This is a genomic window from Haloarchaeobius ordinarius (assembly GCF_051801355.1).
Classification (GTDB): domain Archaea; phylum Halobacteriota; class Halobacteria; order Halobacteriales; family Natrialbaceae; genus Haloarchaeobius.
On the sequence record NZ_CP196560.1, the window covers coordinates 3214184 to 3233723 of the forward strand.

The window sequence follows — 19540 nt, forward strand, 5'->3', positions numbered from 1 at the left end:
ACTCAGTCCAGGTACGGCTCGCAGACGCGGCGCATCCCTTCTTCGAAACTGACCTGCGGTTCCCAGCCGGTCGCCTCCGTCATCTTCGTGTGGTCTGCCATCGTGTGCTGGACGAACACGTCCTCGTCGATGGGGTTCTCGACGTGTTCGGGCTCGATGTCCTTGCCCATGATGTCACACAGGGTCTCGACGATTTCGTTCGCGGAGTACTGTTCCCCGGTCCCCAGGTTGTAGATGCCGGTCAGCTCGTAGTCGGCGGCCGCTTCGAGACCGCGGACGATGTCGTCGACGTACGTCAGGTCGCGGGTGTGGGTCCCGTCGCCGTAGATGACCGGCGGTTCGTCGTTCGCGAGCCAGTCGGCGAACTGTGCGACGATGTTGGCGAACTCGCCCTTGTGTTCCTCCGCGCCGCCCTCGTAGCCCTGATAGACGGAGAAAAAGCGCATGCCGGCCATCGAGAGGTCGTGGTAGTTGTGGAAGTACTCGGCGTAGCGTTCTCGGGCGAGCTTCGAGGCCTCGTATCCCGTGTTCGCGACGACGTCCATCGATTCGGGAGAAGGCTCGGTTCGGTTCCCGTAGATGGAGGAGGTCGAGGCGTAGACGACCGTGTCACACCCGTCTTCGCGGCACTGTTCGACGGTGTTCGCGAACCCCTCGACGTTGACGCGGAGGCCGTTGCAGAGGTTCTCGCGGGAGTCCTCGTGCATCTTCAGCGACGAGAGTGCTGCGAGGTGGAAGAGGACGTCCACGCCCTCGGTCGGGAGGTCGTCGTCGAGGACGCTCTGCTCGTGGAACTCGACGTCGTCGTCGAGGTTCTCGGGTGTCCCGAGGTAACAGTCGTCGACGACGACGACTTCGTTCTCTGCTGCGAGATAGTTCGCGAGATTCGATCCGATAAACCCTGCGCCGCCGGTGACGAGGACGCGCTTGTCCTGCATGTGAGTGCGTCGTCTAGGGAGGTTTGTATCTCTATCGTTTACTGTCCTCACCCTGATGAACGGTACAGTCTGTCGAACCGGCCACTATCCCACGCCTTTAAGGACGCGAATTACGAATGATTTTCCATGTCGTCAATCGAGCTGACCCCGAGCCAGAAAAACATCCTACAGGCGCTCATCAACCTCCACCGGAAGACCGAAGACGCCGTCAAGGGTGAAGACATCGCCGAGCGCGTCGACCGGAACCCCGGGACCATCCGCAACCAGATGCAGAGCCTGAAAGCCCTCCAGCTGGTCGAAGGTGTACCCGGCCCGAAAGGCGGGTACAAGCCCACTGCAGCCGCGTACGAAGCACTCGAAATCCAGCAGATGGACGAGCCTGCGACCGTCCCGTTCTTCCACGAGGGCGAAGCGGTCGAGGACGCCATCGTCGAAGAGATCGACCTCTCGTCGGTCCACCACCCGGAACTCTGTCGTGCGGAGATTCACGTGCAGGGGTCAGTGCGTGACATCCACGAGGGAGATTCCGTCATCGTCGGCCCGACCCCCCTCTCGAAGCTCCGTATCACCGGCACCGTCGACGGGAAAGACGATACGAACAACATCATCATCCTCCGCATCGACGGGATGGAGGCACCGGCCGAAGAACCGGAGCATTAGACTGCCAACAGTTCGCACACCCAACGGGGTTTCAACACCTTTGTATCGGTCGGTTTCTGAGGTTCCCGTATGGCTACGAAGGTCGTCGTGCTCGGCGCGGGTTATGCCGGTGCAGGCACCATCAACGATTTACAGGAGAAGGTCGGCCCAAACGTCGAACTGACGTGGGTCGCTGACAAGGACTACCACCTCGTTCTGCACGAGTCCCACCGGTGCATCCGGGACCCGACAGTCCAGGACAAGATAACGGTCCCCGTCGGCGAGATCGCCGACCCCGGGACGGAGTTCATCAAGGGCGAAGTGGCAGACGTCGACGTCGACGAGCGCGTCGTCGAACTCGCCGACGGCACCACCGTCGACTACGACTACGTCGTCGTCGCGCTGGGCAGCCAGACCGCCTACTACGGCATCCCCGGGATGGCCGAACACTCGCTCACGCTGAAGAACCTCGACGACGCACTCGAGATTCACGACGCCGTCAAGGAGGCAGCCGAGGAGGCGACACGCGACGACCGCGCGACCGTCGTCGTCGGCGGTGCCGGCCTCTCCGGCATCCAGTCCGCCGGTGAGATCGCGGAGTTCCGCGACAAGCACCGCGCGCCGATGGATATCTACCTCGTGGAAGCGCTCGAAGAGATCTTCCCGCCGGGTGATGCCGAGATTCAGGGCGCGCTCAGAAAGCGCCTCGAAGACGCGGACATCGAGATTCTCACGAACGACCCCATCACCGAGGCCGAGGAGGGCACCATCCACTTCGACGAGGGCGACCCCCTCGACTTCGACGTCTTCCTCTGGACCGGCGGCATCACCGGCCACGACTGCATGGACGAGGTCGACCTCGAGAACGAGCACAACCGCCTCAACGCGGACATGACCTTCCAGACCTCCGACGAGCGCGTGTTCGCCATCGGTGACTCCGCCGTCATCGAGCAGCCCGGCGAGCGCCCTGCCCCGCCGACCGCGCAGGCCGCCTGGCAGGCCGCAGAAGTCGTCGCCGAGAACGTCGTCCGCGAAATCAACGGTCAGCGCCTCGAGACGTGGACCCACAAGGACAAGGGGACCGTCGTCTCTATCGGTGACAAGGCCGTCGCCCACGACGTCGACATGCTCCCCATCTCGACCTTCGGTGGCTTCCCCGCCGAGACGCTGAAGAAGCTCATCGCGGCACGCTGGATCGCGACCATCACCGGCTGGAACCGCGCCCGGAAGTCCTGGGACGCGCTGTAGGTCGGTTCTTCGTTTCTTTCTATCTCTCGCTGACGACCGGACGTTGGATAGCGGCCCGATTACGACACTCAGAGGACTGGGTCTGTCGCGTTAGTCATATGCTGAATAGAGTTTGTCGAAGGTCCCGTGCTGAATTGAGAGCCACTGCGCGAAACATTGAATGGGCTTCTTTATGAAGTTCTGGCTATGGCAACCGTCTGGGAGACCGCAACCGAAGCAGAGGAAGGAGACCGCATCAAATGGATTGGAACGGACGCTGATGTTGACAATCCAATAGCTTCGACCGTTACCAACGTTGTCCAGAAAAGGGGAAAGATAACCGTCGAGGCGACCGGTCCCGGCGGAGCAAACGTTTCTTTTTGGGTGAAAGAGGATGGCACGTCTGAAGTCTTGTATACTGGCAGCGGGCAGGGTCCCGTGGATGCTGTGGAGTTACCGGACAAGAACATCGGGACAAGACGTTTCTCGGAGTAATCAAGCTGACCAACGCGCTGTATTTACAGAAGCCATAGAACACGATAGCGAGTTGTCAGGACCTCTGGCGATTCACTCGCAATCCAGGTCTGTCGACGTATCCATTGCCTCGGAGGCGAGCCAGACGTGCGTCGATTACTGCCTCCATCCTGTCCATCCAGCAGGCGATGACTGACAACGATTGTAGAAATTGGTACCGGCCGACACTACTCTCTGGTTGACCTACGAGAAGTCAATACGGCCCGATTTTCCGGATGGAAAGCAATTCACGAAGGCCCTCCGTGTCGAAGTCCGCGTCTGAAACGACGAGTTCTTTTCCAGCGGACCGTGCAGTAGCCGCGATTATGAGGTCGCGCGACGACATGGGAGTGCCAGAATCGAGGAGGCGCTCTTGCATCCGGGCCGCTTCGAACGCGATCTCTTCGGAGAAATCGAGCGCGGTGACTCGACCGAAGTTGGCACGCGCGCCGACGAGGTCCGTCTCACCCGACGAGAACACCTCCCCAGCGAGCACTTCGTAGACACAGATACTTGACATGGCGAGCACTGGCTGCTCGTTGACGAATTCGACTATCTCCTTGACGCCGTCGAGGTAATCGATGATGACCGACGAATCGAGAACCGTCACTGCTCGAAACTCTCCCGGGAACGCTTGATTGCGTCACGGGCCGTCTCGGCTTTGTCAGTCCCCTCCCACGCACCGGCCGTCATCCCTGCGCCCTCGTTCGCCAGTCTGTCGAGGAACTCGTCCCAGCTCTCGTCTTCGCGCTTCAATCGCGCGAGTTTCTCTTTCGTCTCATCGGAGACTCGGATGGACGTGCTCATGTGCATACGTCAGAAGTAGTTTGAGGGACCGGCCCATGCTGAACCAGCGACGGTCGCACGGTCCACCACGAGAATTCAAATACCAGCACGGAACCAGACCCGCCGTGCCCTGAAAACGGCCGCGCGGGGAACACGGCGGGTGTGCGACGACCCTCCGCGCGAAACCTGAATCCGTCGCCTGTTCGCCAGACTCAGTCCAGCGACAGCCCAGCGTGCCAGCGGTCGACGCCAGCCTCGGCCTTCTTCGCGTCCATCTTCGCGAGGAGCTTCGTCGCGAGCGACGCACACTCGGAGGCCCGGGACTCGCCCTCGGTGCGGAACTCGCCGGTGATGCGGTTGGCGTACACCGAGCAGACCGCGCCAGCGCGCAGGCCGTAGACGTTCGCGATTGTCATGATGGCGGCGGCCTCCATCTCGATGTTCTTGACGTTGGCCTCCTTGAGGTTCTCGACCAGTTCCTCACCACCGGCGGCCTGGAAATCCTCGAAGCCGGGGCGACCCTGCCCGGCGTAGAAGGAGTCCGCGGACATCGTGATGCCGGTGTGGTAGTCGTAGCCGAGGCGCTCGGCAGCGGCGATGAGCGCGCTCACGACCTCGAAGTCGGCGGTCGCGGGGTAGTCCTCGCGGACGTACTCCTTGCTGGTGCCTTCCTGACGGACGCCGCCGGTCGTGATGACGAGGTCACCGACCTCCATGTCGGGCTGGATTGCACCACAGGAGCCGACGCGGATGAACGTGTCCACGCCGACACGAGCGAGTTCCTCGACCGCGATTGCAGCGGACGGTGAGCCGATACCGGTGGAGGTGACCGAGATCGGCGTGCCGTCGTAGGTCCCGGTCGCGGTCCGGTACTCGCGGTGAGAGGCACGCTCCTCGTGGTCGTCCCAGAACTCGGTAATCTTGTCGACTCGCTCGGGGTTGCCGGGAAGGAGGACCGTGTCGGCCACGTCCTCGGGGCCGACCTCGATGTGATACTGCACGTCAGCGTTAGGGTCTTCGCTGTTGCCAGTCATGGAATCGCGTTACGCGGGCACAGAAATAGGTCTGTCCACTCGGGTCGCTCACTCGCCGTCGCGGGCGACCATCTCGGCGGTGATGGTGTCCGGGAGGAGCGTGCCGAGTTCGTAGGCTGCGTAGCCTTCCTTCTCGTCACACAGAACCACGAAGTCGTCGTCACAGAACTCCGCGAGCGTCTGCCGACACATTCCGCACGGGGTGACGCCGTCTCGCTTGCCCGAGGTCACCGCAATCTTGGTGAACTCGGTGTGGCCCTCAGTGATCGCCTGCGAGATCGCGACCTCCTCGGCGTGCAGGCTGTTCGAGTAGTTGGCGTTCTCGATGTTGCACCCGGCGTAGACAGTTCCGTCGGTGGTCTCGATAGCCGCGCCGACCGTATACTCCGAGTACGGGGCATACGCCCGGTCGAGCATCTCGCGAGCAGCTTCGATGAGGGCCTCGTCGTCCATATCGCCTCGTACGACGAGCGGTTTCAAGAACCCACCGAGAGCCGACGGGCAGGTGGCTCACCGACCTGAATCCTTCAACACGGTGAAAATCGGCTCTTACGCCTCGGTCCCGTACGTTCCAGTATGTTCCGAACAGTCATGTTCGTCCTCGGCCTCATCGAGTTCCTGTTCCCGAGACAGCTCACGAACTTCTGGACTCGCATGGCGTATCACACGCCAGACGAGTTCGAAGTCAGGCCCTGGGTCGTCAAAGCCGCTCGTATAGAGGGCCTCGTCTTCGTCCTGCTCGCGCTCAAGGGCGCGATGGCACACCGGTCGAAGTCAGCCACGAAAGAAGCGTAATCGGGGGTTCGGAAGTCAGTCCTCGTTCGAGTCGTAGTGCTCGCCAGCTGCCGCAGGCGTGCGGGTCTTGCCGACCAGCACGAGCACGACAACGACGACCACGTACGGCAGCATGAGGAATATCTCCGTCGGGATGTCTATCTGGACTCCCTGCAGGCGAAGCTGAATCGCCTGCAGACTGGAGAACAGGTACGATGCCCCGAACGCGCCGATGGGGTTGTAGTTCCCGAACAGGTAGGCCGCGATGGCGATGAAGCCACGGCCGTCGACCATCGTCTGGCCGGCACCCGAGAACTGCCCGATGTTCCCGACCGACAGCGCGGTGCCGCCGATACCGGCGAAGAGACCCGAGAGCAACACCGCCGCGTAGCGGACACGGTGGACGTTGACGCCGACCGTATCCAGCGCTTTCGGGTTCTCACCGCTGGCGCGGACCCAGTAGCCGAAGCTCGTCCGGTTCATGACGTACCACGACCCGGGGACCGCGACGAGCATCATGAACACCATCGGGCTGGCCTCGAAGAAGATGGGGCCGACGAACGGGATGTCCGAGAGCAGTGGGACCGACCAGGTGCCGACCGTCCCGACCTGCGGGGTCGAGGGACGGTCGTAGAACACCTTCGCGGCGAACGGGGCGAGCCCGAGCGCCACCAGCCAGACGGCGAGCCCGGCGATAATCTGGTCTGCCTCGAACTCGATACAGATGATTCCGAACAGCAGTGCGAACAGCACGCTGGTGAGGACACCGGCGAGGAACCCGACCCAGATGTTCGGCACGAGGACCTGATAGCCGGGGTCCAGGTGGTAGATGGTGCCGCCCATGTCGAGGTGGATGACCGGCGGGAGGCCGGTCGAGCCACCGGCACCGAGGCGCTCGGTGACGAGGACGCTCACGAACGCGGAGACGATGAGCAGCCCTTCGAGTCCGATGTTGATGACGCCGCTCTTCTCGGCGTAGATACCGCCGACGGCGGTCAGTGCGATGGGAACGGCGAGTCGCAACGAGGACTCGATGGTGCTCTGGCTGACCGCTGTCGAGACGATTTTCCCCGCTGTCGACTGCGGTGAGACGACTCCCCACAGTGCGAGGACCGCGAGGAGGACGGCAGTCGCGTAGGCGGCCAGCCGTCTGGTGCCGAGCGAGCGCATCCGGTCGCCGAGCGATTCGGCCTCAGCCATCGTCCTCACCTCCGTCGGTCGCGACAGCGCCACGACCGTCGCTGGACCCGGCACTCGGGAGTCGCTTTCCGATCATGCGGAAGAACTCGGGCATGGCGACGAACAGGATGATGAGGCCGGACAGCACCGCCGTCAGCTCCGGCGGCACGTCCGTCTCGAAGTTGAGCGCGTTCCCGCCGCTTTTCAGGACGCCGAACAGCAGCGAACTGAAGACGACGCCGATGGGGTTGTTCCCCGCGAGTACGGAGACGGTGATTCCGTCGAAACCGAGCGACGGCACCGAACTCAGGAAACGCCCAGTCGAGGTGAGCACCCAGGCCGCACCGCCGATGCCACCGAGGGCACCGGAGAGCGTCATGCTGGCGACCATCGTCCGCTCGGCGTCGACGCCGCCGTAGGTCGCGGCTTCGGGCTGGAGGCCGCTCGTCCGGACGTCGAACCCGAACGAGGTCCGCCAGAGCAGGACGTACACGCCCCCAGCGAGCGCGAGCGCGAACAGGAACACGAGCAGCGAGAACGTCCCTTCCGTGAACCCGAACGGCAGGCTCGGGAAGAACGCGTTCGACGGGACCGAGCGCGTCTGGGTGATGCCAGCGCCCGGGTCCTGAAAGAACTCCTTCGTGAGCAAGGTCGCGAGGTACAGCGCGACGAAGTTCAACATGATGGTCGTGATGACCTCGTTCGCCTCCGCGTACGCCTTCAGCGCGCCGGGAATCGCGCCCCAGATGCCACCGAATATCGCACCGGTGACGAGGGCGAGCGGGATGAGGACGACCGTCCCGGCGATGCCGCCGGGGACGACGTCGCCAGCCGCGATGAGGACCACCGCGGTGGCAAGCGCCCCGAAGATGAGCTGGCCCTGCGTTCCGATGTTGAACATGCCGGCGCGGAACGCGACGGCGACCGAGAGGCCGGTGAACAGCAACAGCGTCGCTCGCTGGAGGAGCACCTCCATCGAGAAGTTGGTCGCTGACCAGCCCTGTTCCCACGGGAAGCCGCCGATGGCGCCGACGAACAGCTTTCCGTAGACGTTGATGGGGTCGTAACACGCGGTCGCCCCGAACAGCGAGATGCTCCCGTCGAACAGGAGAATCTCGAACGCGCCCGGGAGCGGAATCGCGAGGTGGAACTGCGTGGCCTCCTGGCACGACGCCGCGAGGCCGGAGAAGAACACGAGGAAGCCGCCGACCACGATGGATAGCGCCAGCGCGGCGACGCTGATGAACAGCCGTTCCGCGCCGGAGATGCCGGCCAGACGGTCGAGGAGGTCACGGAGGCGGCTCATTTCGCCTCACCTTCGCGAACCGTCTCGAGTCCCTCTGGCTGCTCGCCAGCCATCAGGAGGCCGATGTCCTCTTCTGTCGCTTCGTCCGGGTCGACGACGTCCATTATTTCTCCTTCGTACATCACACCGAGTCGGTCTGATAGCTGGCGTACCTCGTCGAGTTTCGACGAGACCAGCAGGATAGCGCGACCCTGTTTGCGGAGTTCGAGGATCTGCTCGTGGATGAACTCCGTCGAACCGATGTCGACCCCACGTGTCGGGTGGGTGGCGACGACGACCCGCGGGTCGCGGGCGAACTCGCGACCGACGATGAACTTCTGTTGATTTCCGCCGGAGAGCGAGTGTGCTTCGGCGTCCGGGTTCGGGGGGCGGACGTCGTACGTCTCGATGATGTCCTCGGCGTGGGAACGGACGGTGTCCCAGTCGATGCGACCGTTCTCCGCGTAGGGCGCGGCGTGTTGGCTGCCGAGGAGGCCGTTCTCGACGAGGTCGAAGTCCATCACGAGTCCGCGTTCGTGACGGTCTTCCGGGATGTACGCCATCCCGTCGTCGATTCGTTCACGCCGAGACTTCTCGGTGATGTCTTCGTCTTCGACGTGGATGTGACCCTCTGACGGGAAGGACAGACCGGTGACGGCCTCGACGAGTTCCGCCTGGCCGTTTCCGTCGACGCCCGCGATGCCGAATATCTCGCCTTCGCGGACCGCGAACGACACGTCGCTGACCTGGTCGATTCCCTCGTCGTCGGTGACGGTGAGGTTCTCGACCTCGAGCCCGGTCGCGCCGGGTTCCTGGTCTTCGGCGTCGACCTCCAGGAGCACTTCACGGCCGACCATCTTCTCTGCGAGTTCCTCCCGCGTCACGCCGTCGGCGGACATCGTCGCGATGGTCTTCCCGTCCCGAAGAACGGTGATGTCGTCGGCAGAGTGCATCGCTTCACCGAGTTTGTGGGTGATGAAGATGACCGTCTTCCCCTGGTCGGTCAACTCGTCGATGACGGCGAACAGGTCTTCGACTTCTTGCGGGGTCAGCACTGCCGTCGGCTCGTCGAGGATGAGCACGTCGGCTCCACGGTACAGCGCCTTCAGAATCTCGACGCGCTGTTGGACACCCACACTGACGTCCTCGACGGTCGCGGTCGGGTCGACGTCGAAGCCGTATCGCTGGCTCAACTCGCGGACCTCCTGTCTCGCCCGGTCCTTGTCGACCACGAGGTCGAAGTACTTCCGGGGTTCGTTCCCGAGGACGATGTTCTCGGTGACCGTCATCGGGTCGACCAGCATGAAGTGCTGGTGAATCATCCCGATGCCGGCGTCGATGGCATCCCGCGGCGAGTCGAAGTCCCGCCGCTCACCGTCGACGTAGATGTCGCCCTCGTTCGGTTCCAAAAGCCCGTACAGGACGTTCATCAGGGTCGTCTTCCCGGCACCGTTCTCGCCGAGGAGGGCGTGGACGCTACCCTTCTCGACCGTGAGGTTCACGTCGTCGTTGGCGACGACGCCCGGGAACCGTTTCGTGATGCCCTCGAGGCGAATCGCGTCAGTCATCTCTCATCCTCCCGGTCGTGGCCCATTGTGGCACCACCAATCTACGGCTTCTGGGGGACGGAGATGTCTCCGTTGATGATGTCCTCGCGGGACTGTGTGATCTTGTCCTTGACCGACTGCGGAATCTCCGAGCCGAGCGTCTGGCCGTAGACACACTCGACGCCGTTGCGCTCGAGGCCGAGCGTGATGACGCTACCACCCTTGAACTCGCCGTTGACTTCGGACTCGATCGCCTCGAAGACGGCGGTGTTCACGCGCTTGACCATGCTGGCGAGGATGTACTCTTTGAAGTCCGGGTCGCTCTTGGACTGGTCGGCGTCGACGCCGATGGCGAACTTGCCCTTCTCCTTTGCGGCCTGGAACACGCCGAGACCGGTCGCACCGGAGGCGTGGTAGACGATGTCCGCACCGGAGTCGTACATCGAGGCGGCGGCTTCCTTCCCGGCGGTCGGGTCGTTGAACGAGCCGATGTAGGAACTCTGGACCTCGATGTTCTCGTTGGCGTACTTCGCACCGGCTTCGAACCCGGCCTGGAACTTCTCGATGAGCGGGGCCTTCACGCCGCCGACGAAGCCGAGCGTCGTGGAGTCACCGCTGGTCTCTGCGTTCGCCGTGGAGAACTGCTGGCTGGTGAGGAGGCCGGCGAGGTGGCCAACCTGGAACGAGCCCTCGTGCTCCTTGAACACGTAGTTCGCGACGTTGTCCGCCTCGACGACGGAGTCGACGAGCATGAAGTGCTGGTCGGAGTAGCGACTCGCGTTCTCCTTGAGTGCGTCCGTCTGGGCGAACCCGATACAGCTGATGAGGTCGTAGTTCGGGTCGGTCTCCTGGGCGAACTGGCGCTGGGCCGGCTTGAAGTCGGAGTTCGTCTCCGGCTGGGCCTGGTCGAAGGAGATGCCGAGTTCGTCACGGGCCTCGATTGCACCGCGCTGGGCCATGTCGTTGAACGACTTGTCGCCGAGGCCGCCGGTGGCGTACACCATCCCGACGTTGACCTCGGAATCGGCGGTGGACGTGGACTGCTCTTCGGTCTGGGTGGCGGTCTCCTCGCCACCGGTCGTCTCGGTGGGTTCGTCGGTCGGCGTCTCCGTCGAACCGGAATCGTCTGTACTACTGATACATCCTGCGAGCGCGATGGTACCTGCCACACCTGCACTCTTCAGAAACGCTCGTCTGTCACCCTTCATATGTCGTTGTACCATGAACGACCGTGATTTAAACCCGTCGGACCACCGTCACCGCCCACCGAACACGCGGAAATATTTACTCCCTTCGCGTCTAAATTTTTCGCCAGTATACTGATTCGCAGGTGAAAATATATACGCCGGAGCGGGTTAACTGTGTAAGGGGACACCCCACATACGTCACGGCGACTGTTCGTTCGGAAAATCGATAGAAACGCGAGAATTCGGTCGGTTTTCTGTGCGATTACCGTGCGTCTTCGACCGCCGCTTCCACCGTCTCGACCGCGGTTTCAACCAGGGCGTCGACCTCGGCACTCTCGGCGTAGACGCGGACGTAGGGTTCGGTTCCGCTGGGGCGGACGAGCACCCAGGAGCCGTCCGGGCGGTCGATGCGGACCCCGTAGTCGGTGTCTACCGAACCGTCGGGGAAGGTCTCCGGCAGGGTGGTCGCCAGTCGGTCCATCGCCCCGGGCTTCGCGTGGTCCGGACAGTCGACACTGACTTTCCGGTACGGGCGCTCCGTGATGGGGGCGCGGAGGCCGTCGAGGCCATCCTGTTCGGCCACGAGTCGGGAGACCACCGCGGCGCTGACGACGCCGTCTATCCAGCCGCCGAACGCGGTGTGGATGTGCTTCCACGGCTCCGCCGCGAAGACGATGCTCGTCCCTTCGTCACCTGCCTCTTGCTCGCGTGCGATACCTTCGTGAAGCGCGCCGAGTCTGACTCGCTCGACCCGACCGCCGGCCGCGTCGACCTGTTCGTCGATACGAGCGGACGCGTTCGGCGTCGTCACCACGACGGGGTCCTCGGCGCCTGACTCACGGGTGTAGTGACCGGCGAGCATCGCCAGCACAGTGTCTTCGTGTACGATTTCACCGTCGGGAGCCGCGACGACGATGCGGTCGGCGTCACCGTCGTGGGCGATGCCGAGGTCGAAGTCACCGTCTTCGAGGAACGCGACGAGGTCCGTCAGCGTCTCCGGCGTCGGTTTGGACTCACGTGCGGGGAAGTGCCCGTCGACGTTCGCGTTGAGCGCGACGACCTCGGCCCCCAGTCGCTCGAGCACCTGCGGGGTCGCGAGACTCGCCATCCCGGTACCACAGTCGACGGCGACACGGAGGCCGGTCAGGGGTTCCTCCACGCGACCACCGAGGTCACGGGCGTACTCGACGACGGCGGCCCGGTACTGGTCGAGCACCGCTTCCCGGTGCCCCTTACCCCACTCGTCCCAGGCGACGGCCGGCGTCTCGTCCTCGACGCGGCCTTCCAGTCGCTCCTCTGCGTCCCGGTCGTACTCGACGCCGTCGTCGAACATCTTGATGCCGTTGTCCGCCGGCGGGTTGTGGCTCGCCGTTATCATGACGCCACGTCGCCCCTGCGAGGCGAACGCCAGCGCCGGGGTCGGGAGCTGTCCGACCCGACACACGTCCGCGCCAGCACTCTCCAGCCCGGCTTCCATCGCCGCGGCCAGCGCCGGACCCGTCTCGCGTCCGTCTCGACCGACCACGAACGTCTCCCCATCGAGGCCGGCGGCGCGGCCGACCGAGAGCGCCAGTTCCGGTGTCACTACCTCCGCGACTGGCCCACGAATTCCTGCAGTCCCGAACAGTGTCATGCGCGTGGATTCTGTGGGACTGTACGTATGTGTTGGCATCCGGAACGGGGACAACCCTGCATTTAAGCAGGAGTACGTCGAATCTGCGGGCGATGCATCGGCCACTGCCAGTGCCGCAGGACGACGGAGGAGCATGTACGACGTGAGCCACACGCTTCCGGTACCGGAACTTCGACCTGGCACGAACATGCTCGTCACCGGTCCACCGATGTCCGGCAAGTACGAACTCTGCTGTTCGGTGCTGGCGGATGGCCTCCAGGCCGGCGACGGTGCACTCGTCGTCACGACCCAGAACGACGCCGGTTCTGTCCGCGACCGGGTCGGGGTGACCGACCCCGACGCGCCGCCGCTCGGTATCGTCGACTGCGTCTCGAAAGAACGCGGTATCGACCCGGCCGAACACGACATGAACCGGTTCGTCTCCTCGCCGGGCGATTTCACCGGCATGGGGATGTCCTCCTCACGGCTCCTCGAGGAGTTCGTCCAGCGGGACCAGCAGGCACGAGTGGTGCTCGACTCGGTCTCACAGCTCCTGATGTACGCCGACGTGAAGACGGTGTTCCGGTTCCTCCACATCCTCACCGGCCGTATCAGTGCTGCTGGAGCCATCGGCTTCGCGACGCTCGACGCGAACGCACACGACGAACAGACGGTCAACACGGTGCGGCAGCTGTTCGACGGGATGGTCGAGACCCGGAACGGAAAAGACGGGAGAGAACTGCGCGTCGTCGGCCTCGGGGCCGAACCGACGGGCTGGGTCGCCTTCTAGAGTTCGACGCCGCTCGGAATCAGGCTCTGGCTCCGCAAGAGCCCGCCTTCCTCGTTGTAGACGAGGAAGGTACTCTTGTCGTACGTGACGAACGGCTCCCCTTCGAGAGCAACCTCGACGGTGTACTCACCTTCGGCACCGTCCGACTCACCGTACCGGCGGGCCGCTTTGATGAACTTGAGCACGTCAGCTGCGTCCTCGTTGAGTTCGAGGATGAAGTCGCCCGTGACCCGGTTCGTGACGCTCACGACGCCACGTGCGTCGTCGTCGTCGAGTGGCGTCTGGAGACGGAACGCCACGTCGGTCTCTGCCGCTGCGAGCGGCTCGTCGTCTACTCCTGTGAGGCGCTCTCGAAGCGTCGAAACCGGCCCCTCGAACTCGATGGTTACCGTCGGCTTCTCGGGGGTGCCTTCGTCCTCCTCGACCCAGTCGACGTTGCTGACCTGCAGCGTAAAGTAGTCGCGCCTCATTCCTCGGAATCGGCTTGGTACTCACGAGGTAAGAACGTAACGCCCCGACAGATGGGACAGCGGGTTCTCCTCGCGCCATCGAGACGACGAACCGGCTCGTCCCGTGGCCAAGGACGAACCGACCAGTCCCCCGGTCTCCCCCCTGTCAGGACGACCGACGAGTAGCCAGCGCCCTTCGGTAGCTTTTATCCCCATCGGCGAGCGCTCTCGGTGTATGGTCTGGATACGCTCGGAATACACCGAGGAGTTCGCCGTCCTGACGGCGTGGCTCTCGATGTTGCTCCCGTGGTCTATCGTGTACGGCAAGGCGTCGCTGGTCGGTGACGCCGCGAAAGAGACGACGGTCGTCATCTTCCGGTTCCCCCTCTTCGGCATCAGGTACGTCCTCGGCTCTGGATTCATCGACGGGACGACGATTCAGACGCCACTCGGCTTCTACCAGGAGACCTCCGGGACGATACCGGAACAGGCGGCTGCACATCTCGGGTGGACCCTCGCGCTCGGCGTGATGGTCCTGTTGCTCGCCGTGAGCATTCTGATGTACCTGGAGGTCGAGGCGGTCGTCGACAGGCTTCCCGGCCGCGGCGTCTACGTCGTCGGCGCACTCATGCTGGTCCTCGCCGGCATCTACATCTGGGCCAGCCTTCGACTCAACGCGACACAGAACACCAAGATACTCGGCATCCAGCAGTTCGTGCCGGTCGGCCTCATCGGGACGTTCCTCCTCTTCGTCTTCGGCGCGCTCAACCTGTTCGCACAGCGGGCCTGAGGTGACGTTCTCTGCCCTGATTGGCCACCTGATTTAAGTCACGGCCTCGCTTACCTGCCTGACAACGCACGGTCTCCCCTCCCGGACGGCGTTCTTCCCCGTCGACGGTCGGCCGGCAATCATGTCGAACGAAAACCCCCAACGGTCGAACACGCACTCTCGTGGTGTGAGCGACCGGTCTGCAAGCCTCGCGTCGACCTCGACCGCGACCTCGCTCACCGACCGCATCAAACGGACCCTGCAGATGCTCAGGGGGACGACCATCTCCCGGCGACCGTACACCCCTCACGAACACGGCCCACTCGTCACGTTCGCTGGACTCGAGGGATACGAGGAACGAGACCGGTACTGGGTGAACGCACCCTACGCCTTCGTCTCTATCAACCACGACTCCAGGGCGAACGAGCACCTGTACCACGTCGTCGAACCGGAACTGGACGAGTACGAACACGCACTCCTCCAGACGCTGTTCGAGGACATCCGCGACCCGCTGGTGTACCGGCGCGACCTCGACGACATGGACAGCGAACAGGTCCTCGACGACGCCCTCCTCGAACACCTCGAACGGTACGGGGCCGACGTGGACATGCGGACCTACCACAAACTGCTGTACTACCTCTGGCGGGCGTTCCGGGGCTACGGGAAACTCGACCCGGTGATGCACGACCCACACGTCGAGGACATCTCGTGCGACGGGTACGACCTGCCCCTGTTCGTCTACCACGACGACTACACCGACATCGAGACCAACGTCTCCTTCGCAGAGGAGGAACTGGACAACTTCGTCGTCCGCCTCGCCCAGCACTCCGGCCGGCACATCTCCATCGGCGACCCGATGGTCGAGACCACCCTGCCGGACGGCTCTCGTGCTGAACTCGCCCTCGGCGAAGAGGTGACGCCGCGTGGCTCCGCGTTCACCATCCGGAAGTACGCCGAAGAACCGTTCACGCCGATCGACCTGCTGGACTACGGGACGTTCAACATCGACCAGATGGCGTTCCTCTGGCTCGCCATCGAGAACAACAAGTCGCTCATCTTCGCCGGTGGGACGGCCTCGGGGAAGACCACGAGTATGAACGCCATCTCGATGTTCATCCCGCCGCGCTCGAAGGTGCTGACCATCGAGGACACCCGCGAACTCACGCTGTACCACGACAACTGGCTCTCCTCGGTGACCCGGGAACGCCTCCACGAGGGGACCGACGTGACGATGTACGACCTGCTGCGCTCTGCCTTGCGTCACCGCCCCGAGTACATCATCGTCGGCGAGGTCCGTGGTGAGGAGGCCATCACGCTGTTCCAGGCGATGAACACCGGCCACACGACCTACTCGACGATGCACGCGGACTCGGTCCGCACCGTCATCAACCGCCTGGAGAACGAGCCCATCAACGTCCCCCGGTCGATGGTCCAGAGTCTCGACGTGCTCTGCGTGCAGACGCTCACCCGTCTCGACGGCGAGCGCGTCCGCCGGAACAAGACCATCGCCGAGATAGAGGGCATCGACCAGCGGACCGGCGAACTCGACTACTCGACCGCGTTCACCTGGAACGCCAACGACGACACGTTCAACTCCTCGGGTTCGGAGATTCTCGACGAGATACGCGACGAACGCGGCTGGAGCCAGCAAGAGATGCTGACCGAACTCCGGAACCGCCGCCGGTTCCTCGAGTACCTCTGGGAGAAAGACATCACGGACTACCGCCGCTTCACCGCGATGATAAACGAGTACTACGCGGACCCCGAGCGGGCGATGACTCAGATCGAACCGACCGACGAGGACGTCGACCTGGCGGGGGCCGAGGTCGAGAACGACTGAGATGTCCTGGGCCAACTACGTCCCGCTGGTAATCGCACTCGTCATCGCACTACCCGTTGTGCTCTCGCCCATCAGCGTGTACGCAGACCGCATCGTCACGCGGTTCTCGCTCATCTTCTTCGGGAACTACATCAGCCAGCGTGGTCGCAAGCGAACCCTGCGAAAACAGCTCCTCAGGGCAGCACACATCCCGACGACGTACCGGACGTACGCGGCGAAGACCGCCTTCTTCACCGGTGTCGCTGCCATCGTCGGCTCGATACTCGGAATGTACTTCATCTGGCTCGGACTCGCTATCCTCGCCGTCGACGCGGAGACCATCCGGGCGGTGTTCCCCCCGGACCTGCACTTCCTGACGAACTTCGTGGGCCTGCCGACCATCTCCGTCTTCGAGTTGTTCGCGCTCATGGCCGTCACCAGCCTCACTCTCGGCGTCTCCTTCGCGGGAGCCGTCTACTGGTATCGCTGGTGGTACCCGGAGTACCGTGGGGACGAACGAGAGCGCCGCATCGAGGCGTCGCTGCCCCGGACCATCGCGTTCATCTACGCGCTCTCCCGGTCGGGCATGGAGTTCCCGAAGGTGATGCGCATCCTCGCGGAGCACCAGCACATCTACGGCGAGTCCGCCGAGGAGATTCACGTCGCGGTCCGGAACATGGACATGTTCGGACAGGACATGATAACCGCTATCCACACGATGGCGCGCCGGTCACCGAGTTCGCAGTTCAAGGAGTTCGCGGAGAACCTCGCCAGCGTCCTCCAGTCCGGGCGGTCGCTCTCGGAGTTCCTCCACCAGCAGTACCGCGACTTCCAGGAGGAGGCCGAAGCCCAGCAGGAGAAACTGCTCGACCTGCTCGCGACGCTCGCGGAGGCGTACGTCACCGTCCTCGTCGCTGGCCCGCTGTTTCTCATCACCATCCTCGTCGTCCTCGGCATCGCGGTCGGTGACACCCTCGACCCGCTTCGCGTGTTCGTCTACGTCATCCTCCCCTGTGCGAACCTCATCTTCATCCTCTACCTGCTGTCGGCGACTGATACCCTGACGTCTACCCGCGGGTACGAGAACGTCGAGGCACCGGTCGATGGGTTGGCTGGCGTCCGGCTGGCCGACCCCGCCCAGACAGACGGTGGCCGCGACGCGACAGCGTCCGTCGCCGCCGAATACGACGAGTCGGCGAACGTGGCCCGGCTCGACGCCTACCGTCGGTTCCGGTCACTCCGGTCCATCCTCGGGAACCCACTCCGGACCGTGGTGGAACAGCCGCTCTCGCTGCTGTGGGTGACGGTCCCCCTCGCGGCACTCATCGTGCTCGTCCGCCTTCCGGGGGTCATCGACGCGGGCGTCCTGAACGTCCGCGAGTTCGACGACCTGCTCATCCAGGCGTCGCTGTTCGTCATCGGGACGTTCGCCATCGCGTTCGAGGTACACCGACGGCGTGCAGAAGCCATCGAGGCCGCCGTCCCAGACCTCCTCGACCGGCTGGCGAGCGTCAACGAGGCCGGGATGACCGTCGTCGAGTCCATCGACCGTGTGCGCCGGTCGGAACTCGGCGCACTTGACACCGAGATGGACCGCGTCTGGGCCGACATCAGGTGGGGGTCCGACATCGAGACTGCGCTCCGCCGGTTCGAGGCACGCATGCGGACGAAGATAATCTCGCGCGTCGTCGCCATCACCACGAAGGCGATGAACGCCAGCGGGGACCTGGCGACCGTCTTGCGTATCGCGGCGAGTCAGGCCAAAGCCGACCGGCGACTCAAGCGCGCCCGTCGCCAGGAGATGGTGACCTACATGGTCGTCGTCTACCTCGCGTTCTTCGTCTTCCTGTTCATCGTGGTCGTCCTCTCCATCGTCCTCATCCCCAGCCTCCCCGACGGCGGGACGGGCACCGCGCTCAACGCGACGTCTGGCGGCGTGGCAGGACCCGGCGCACAGAACGTCCCGGCGGTCGGTGGCGTGGGCCAGACGGGGAGCATCGACAAGGACGAGTACATCCTCGTCTTCTTCCATACGACCATCATCCAGGGACTGCTCTCCGGACTGGTGGCCGGACAGCTCTCCTCCGGTGACATCCGCACTGGCGCGAAGCACGCGGCCATCCTCATCGCCCTGGCGTACGCCACCTTCATCGTTCTCATCCCCGGACCCTGAGCGGACGCCGGCTGCGGTTTCGGCTGTGCCGAATCCAAACCCTCAGGTCAGTCCACCGCGAGTTCTCGGCCATGGACCGCTCCCCGTCGACCACCCGCGAGACCTACGACCGCATCGCGGCCCACTTCGCGAAGACCCGGGAGTACGCCTGGCCGGAGGTCGAATCGTTCGTCGACGACGCGCCGACCGGCGGTCGCGGACTCGACCTCGGCTGTGGGAACTGCCGGCACGCCGAACTCCTCACGGACCACTGCGACAGCGTCGTCGGCCTCGACCTCTCGCGCGGCCTGCTGGAGACGGGCCGCGAGCGCGCCACAGACCACGGGTTCGCCGTCGACCTCGTCCAGGCCGACGCGTCCCGGCTCCCGCTCCGCGAGGACACGGTCGACCTCGCAGTGTACGTCGCGACGCTACACCATTTGCCCACCCGCGAGGCCCGACGCGCCAGTCTGGACGAACTCGCCCGCGTCCTCACCCCCGATGGGCTCGCCCTCGTCTCGGCGTGGTCGACGGCACACGACAGCTTCGACCGCGACGACCCCTTCGACACCGAGGTCGACTGGACGCTCCCCGGCGGCGTCACCATCCCCCGGTTCTACCACATCTACTCGCCTGCCGAGTTCGATGCCGACCTCGCCGCCAGCGACCTGCGTGTCCAGGTCAGCGAGGTGTCTTCTGGAAACTGTTACGCGACCGTCACCGGTTCGAAACAGTAAAGACCATAAGGCGTCACCGAGAAACGACAGGTGCGCACACCCGTTGGTGTGGGATTCGCGTGCCGCGGGGGGCCCTCGCGCACGGCTCGCCGTGGCGACCGCA

20 protein-coding genes are annotated in these 19540 nt (G+C 64.0%); 9 read left to right on the plus strand and 11 right to left on the minus strand.

The window, feature by feature from the left end; all coding sequences use genetic code 11:
- Nucleotides 1-2: 2 nt before the first annotated feature.
- Entirely contained in the window at nt 3-938 is a 936-nt protein-coding gene (locus tag ACSC1R_RS16805; protein ID WP_439026874.1) for an NAD-dependent epimerase/dehydratase family protein, read from the minus strand.
- A gap of 126 nt (nt 939-1064) precedes the next feature.
- On the opposite strand from ACSC1R_RS16805, the gene ACSC1R_RS16810 reads away from it, so the two are divergent.
- The 3 genes from ACSC1R_RS16810 (at nt 1065) to ACSC1R_RS16820 (ending at nt 3299) form a co-directional block, all read left to right on the plus strand.
- A complete protein-coding gene (locus tag ACSC1R_RS16810) occupies nt 1065-1598 on the plus strand; it encodes an Rrf2 family transcriptional regulator (protein WP_439026875.1) in 534 nt (177 codons plus the stop codon).
- Nucleotides 1599-1667: 69 nt separating this feature from the next.
- Nucleotides 1668-2825 carry an NAD(P)/FAD-dependent oxidoreductase gene (locus ACSC1R_RS16815; RefSeq protein ID WP_439026876.1) on the plus strand — a complete coding sequence of 386 codons (1158 nt, stop codon included), beginning with the start codon at nt 1668-1670 and terminating at the stop codon, nt 2823-2825.
- 186 nt (nt 2826-3011) lie between these two features.
- Nucleotides 3012-3299, plus strand: coding sequence for a hypothetical protein (locus tag ACSC1R_RS16820; RefSeq protein WP_439026877.1), 288 nt, complete (start codon nt 3012-3014; stop codon nt 3297-3299).
- A gap of 232 nt (nt 3300-3531) precedes the next feature.
- On the opposite strand, the gene ACSC1R_RS16825 is transcribed toward ACSC1R_RS16820, so the two are convergent.
- The 4 genes from ACSC1R_RS16825 to cdd all read right to left on the minus strand — a co-directional run bounded on the left by ACSC1R_RS16825 (nt 3532) and on the right by cdd (nt 5590).
- Nucleotides 3532-3927 carry a type II toxin-antitoxin system VapC family toxin gene (locus ACSC1R_RS16825; protein ID WP_439026878.1) on the minus strand — a complete coding sequence of 132 codons (396 nt, stop codon included), beginning with the start codon at nt 3925-3927 and terminating at the stop codon, nt 3532-3534.
- Nucleotides 3924-4124, minus strand: a complete 201-nt coding sequence (locus ACSC1R_RS16830) for a DUF7557 family protein (RefSeq protein WP_439026879.1) — start codon at nt 4122-4124, stop codon at nt 3924-3926. Before ACSC1R_RS16830 ends, ACSC1R_RS16825 begins: the two co-directional genes overlap by 4 nt.
- A gap of 191 nt (nt 4125-4315) precedes the next feature.
- The gene (locus ACSC1R_RS16835; RefSeq protein ID WP_439026880.1) at nt 4316-5137 is read right to left on the minus strand and encodes a nucleoside phosphorylase; all 822 of its coding nucleotides are present in this window, start codon (nt 5135-5137) and stop codon (nt 4316-4318) included.
- Nucleotides 5138-5185: 48 nt separating this feature from the next.
- A complete protein-coding gene (cdd, locus tag ACSC1R_RS16840) occupies nt 5186-5590 on the minus strand; it encodes a cytidine deaminase (protein WP_439026881.1) in 405 nt (134 codons plus the stop codon).
- 123 nt (nt 5591-5713) lie between these two features.
- On the opposite strand from cdd, the gene ACSC1R_RS16845 reads away from it, so the two are divergent.
- Complete coding sequence (locus ACSC1R_RS16845; protein ID WP_439026882.1) at nt 5714-5932, plus strand: hypothetical protein; 219 nt, start codon at nt 5714-5716, stop codon at nt 5930-5932.
- A gap of 15 nt (nt 5933-5947) precedes the next feature.
- On the opposite strand, the gene ACSC1R_RS16850 is transcribed toward ACSC1R_RS16845, so the two are convergent.
- From ACSC1R_RS16850 to ACSC1R_RS16870, 5 genes are all read right to left on the minus strand, one after another.
- Nucleotides 5948-7081, minus strand: a complete 1134-nt coding sequence (locus ACSC1R_RS16850; RefSeq protein ID WP_439028738.1) for an ABC transporter permease — start codon at nt 7079-7081, stop codon at nt 5948-5950.
- A 22-nt stretch (nt 7082-7103) separates the two neighbouring features.
- Entirely contained in the window at nt 7104-8396 is a 1293-nt protein-coding gene (locus ACSC1R_RS16855) for an ABC transporter permease (protein ID WP_439026883.1), read from the minus strand.
- Nucleotides 8393-9943 (minus strand): ABC transporter ATP-binding protein, encoded by a 1551-nt coding sequence (locus tag ACSC1R_RS16860; protein ID WP_439026884.1) that lies wholly within the window; start codon nt 9941-9943, stop codon nt 8393-8395. The genes ACSC1R_RS16855 and ACSC1R_RS16860 overlap by 4 nt, the downstream gene beginning before the upstream one ends.
- 41 nt (nt 9944-9984) lie before the next feature.
- Nucleotides 9985-11130 (minus strand): BMP family lipoprotein, encoded by a 1146-nt coding sequence (locus tag ACSC1R_RS16865; protein ID WP_439026885.1) that lies wholly within the window; start codon nt 11128-11130, stop codon nt 9985-9987.
- Between the two features lie 241 nt (nt 11131-11371).
- Entirely contained in the window at nt 11372-12742 is a 1371-nt protein-coding gene (locus tag ACSC1R_RS16870; RefSeq protein WP_439026886.1) for a phosphopentomutase/phosphoglucosamine mutase, read from the minus strand.
- A gap of 133 nt (nt 12743-12875) precedes the next feature.
- Between ACSC1R_RS16870 and ACSC1R_RS16875 the strand changes: the two genes are divergently transcribed.
- The gene (locus ACSC1R_RS16875) at nt 12876-13511 is read left to right on the plus strand and encodes an RAD55 family ATPase (RefSeq protein ID WP_439026887.1); all 636 of its coding nucleotides are present in this window, start codon (nt 12876-12878) and stop codon (nt 13509-13511) included.
- Here ACSC1R_RS16875 and ACSC1R_RS16880 read toward each other — a convergent pair.
- Nucleotides 13508-13981 (minus strand): DUF5793 family protein, encoded by a 474-nt coding sequence (locus ACSC1R_RS16880; protein WP_439026888.1) that lies wholly within the window; start codon nt 13979-13981, stop codon nt 13508-13510. The two genes, ACSC1R_RS16875 and ACSC1R_RS16880, sit on opposite strands and share 4 nt — an antisense overlap.
- A 214-nt stretch (nt 13982-14195) precedes the next feature.
- On the opposite strand from ACSC1R_RS16880, the gene ACSC1R_RS16885 reads away from it, so the two are divergent.
- From ACSC1R_RS16885 to ACSC1R_RS16900, 4 genes are all read left to right on the plus strand, one after another.
- Nucleotides 14196-14750 carry a DUF7549 family protein gene (locus tag ACSC1R_RS16885; RefSeq protein WP_439026889.1) on the plus strand — a complete coding sequence of 185 codons (555 nt, stop codon included), beginning with the start codon at nt 14196-14198 and terminating at the stop codon, nt 14748-14750.
- Nucleotides 14751-14871: 121 nt separating this feature from the next.
- Nucleotides 14872-16569 (plus strand): type II/IV secretion system ATPase subunit, encoded by a 1698-nt coding sequence (locus ACSC1R_RS16890; RefSeq protein WP_439026890.1) that lies wholly within the window; start codon nt 14872-14874, stop codon nt 16567-16569.
- Between the two features lies 1 nt (nt 16570).
- Nucleotides 16571-18721, plus strand: a complete 2151-nt coding sequence (locus ACSC1R_RS16895; RefSeq protein WP_439026891.1) for a type II secretion system F family protein — start codon at nt 16571-16573, stop codon at nt 18719-18721.
- Between the two features lie 71 nt (nt 18722-18792).
- The gene (locus ACSC1R_RS16900) at nt 18793-19437 is read left to right on the plus strand and encodes a class I SAM-dependent methyltransferase (RefSeq protein ID WP_439026892.1); all 645 of its coding nucleotides are present in this window, start codon (nt 18793-18795) and stop codon (nt 19435-19437) included.
- The last annotated feature ends 103 nt before the right edge of the window (nt 19438-19540 follow it).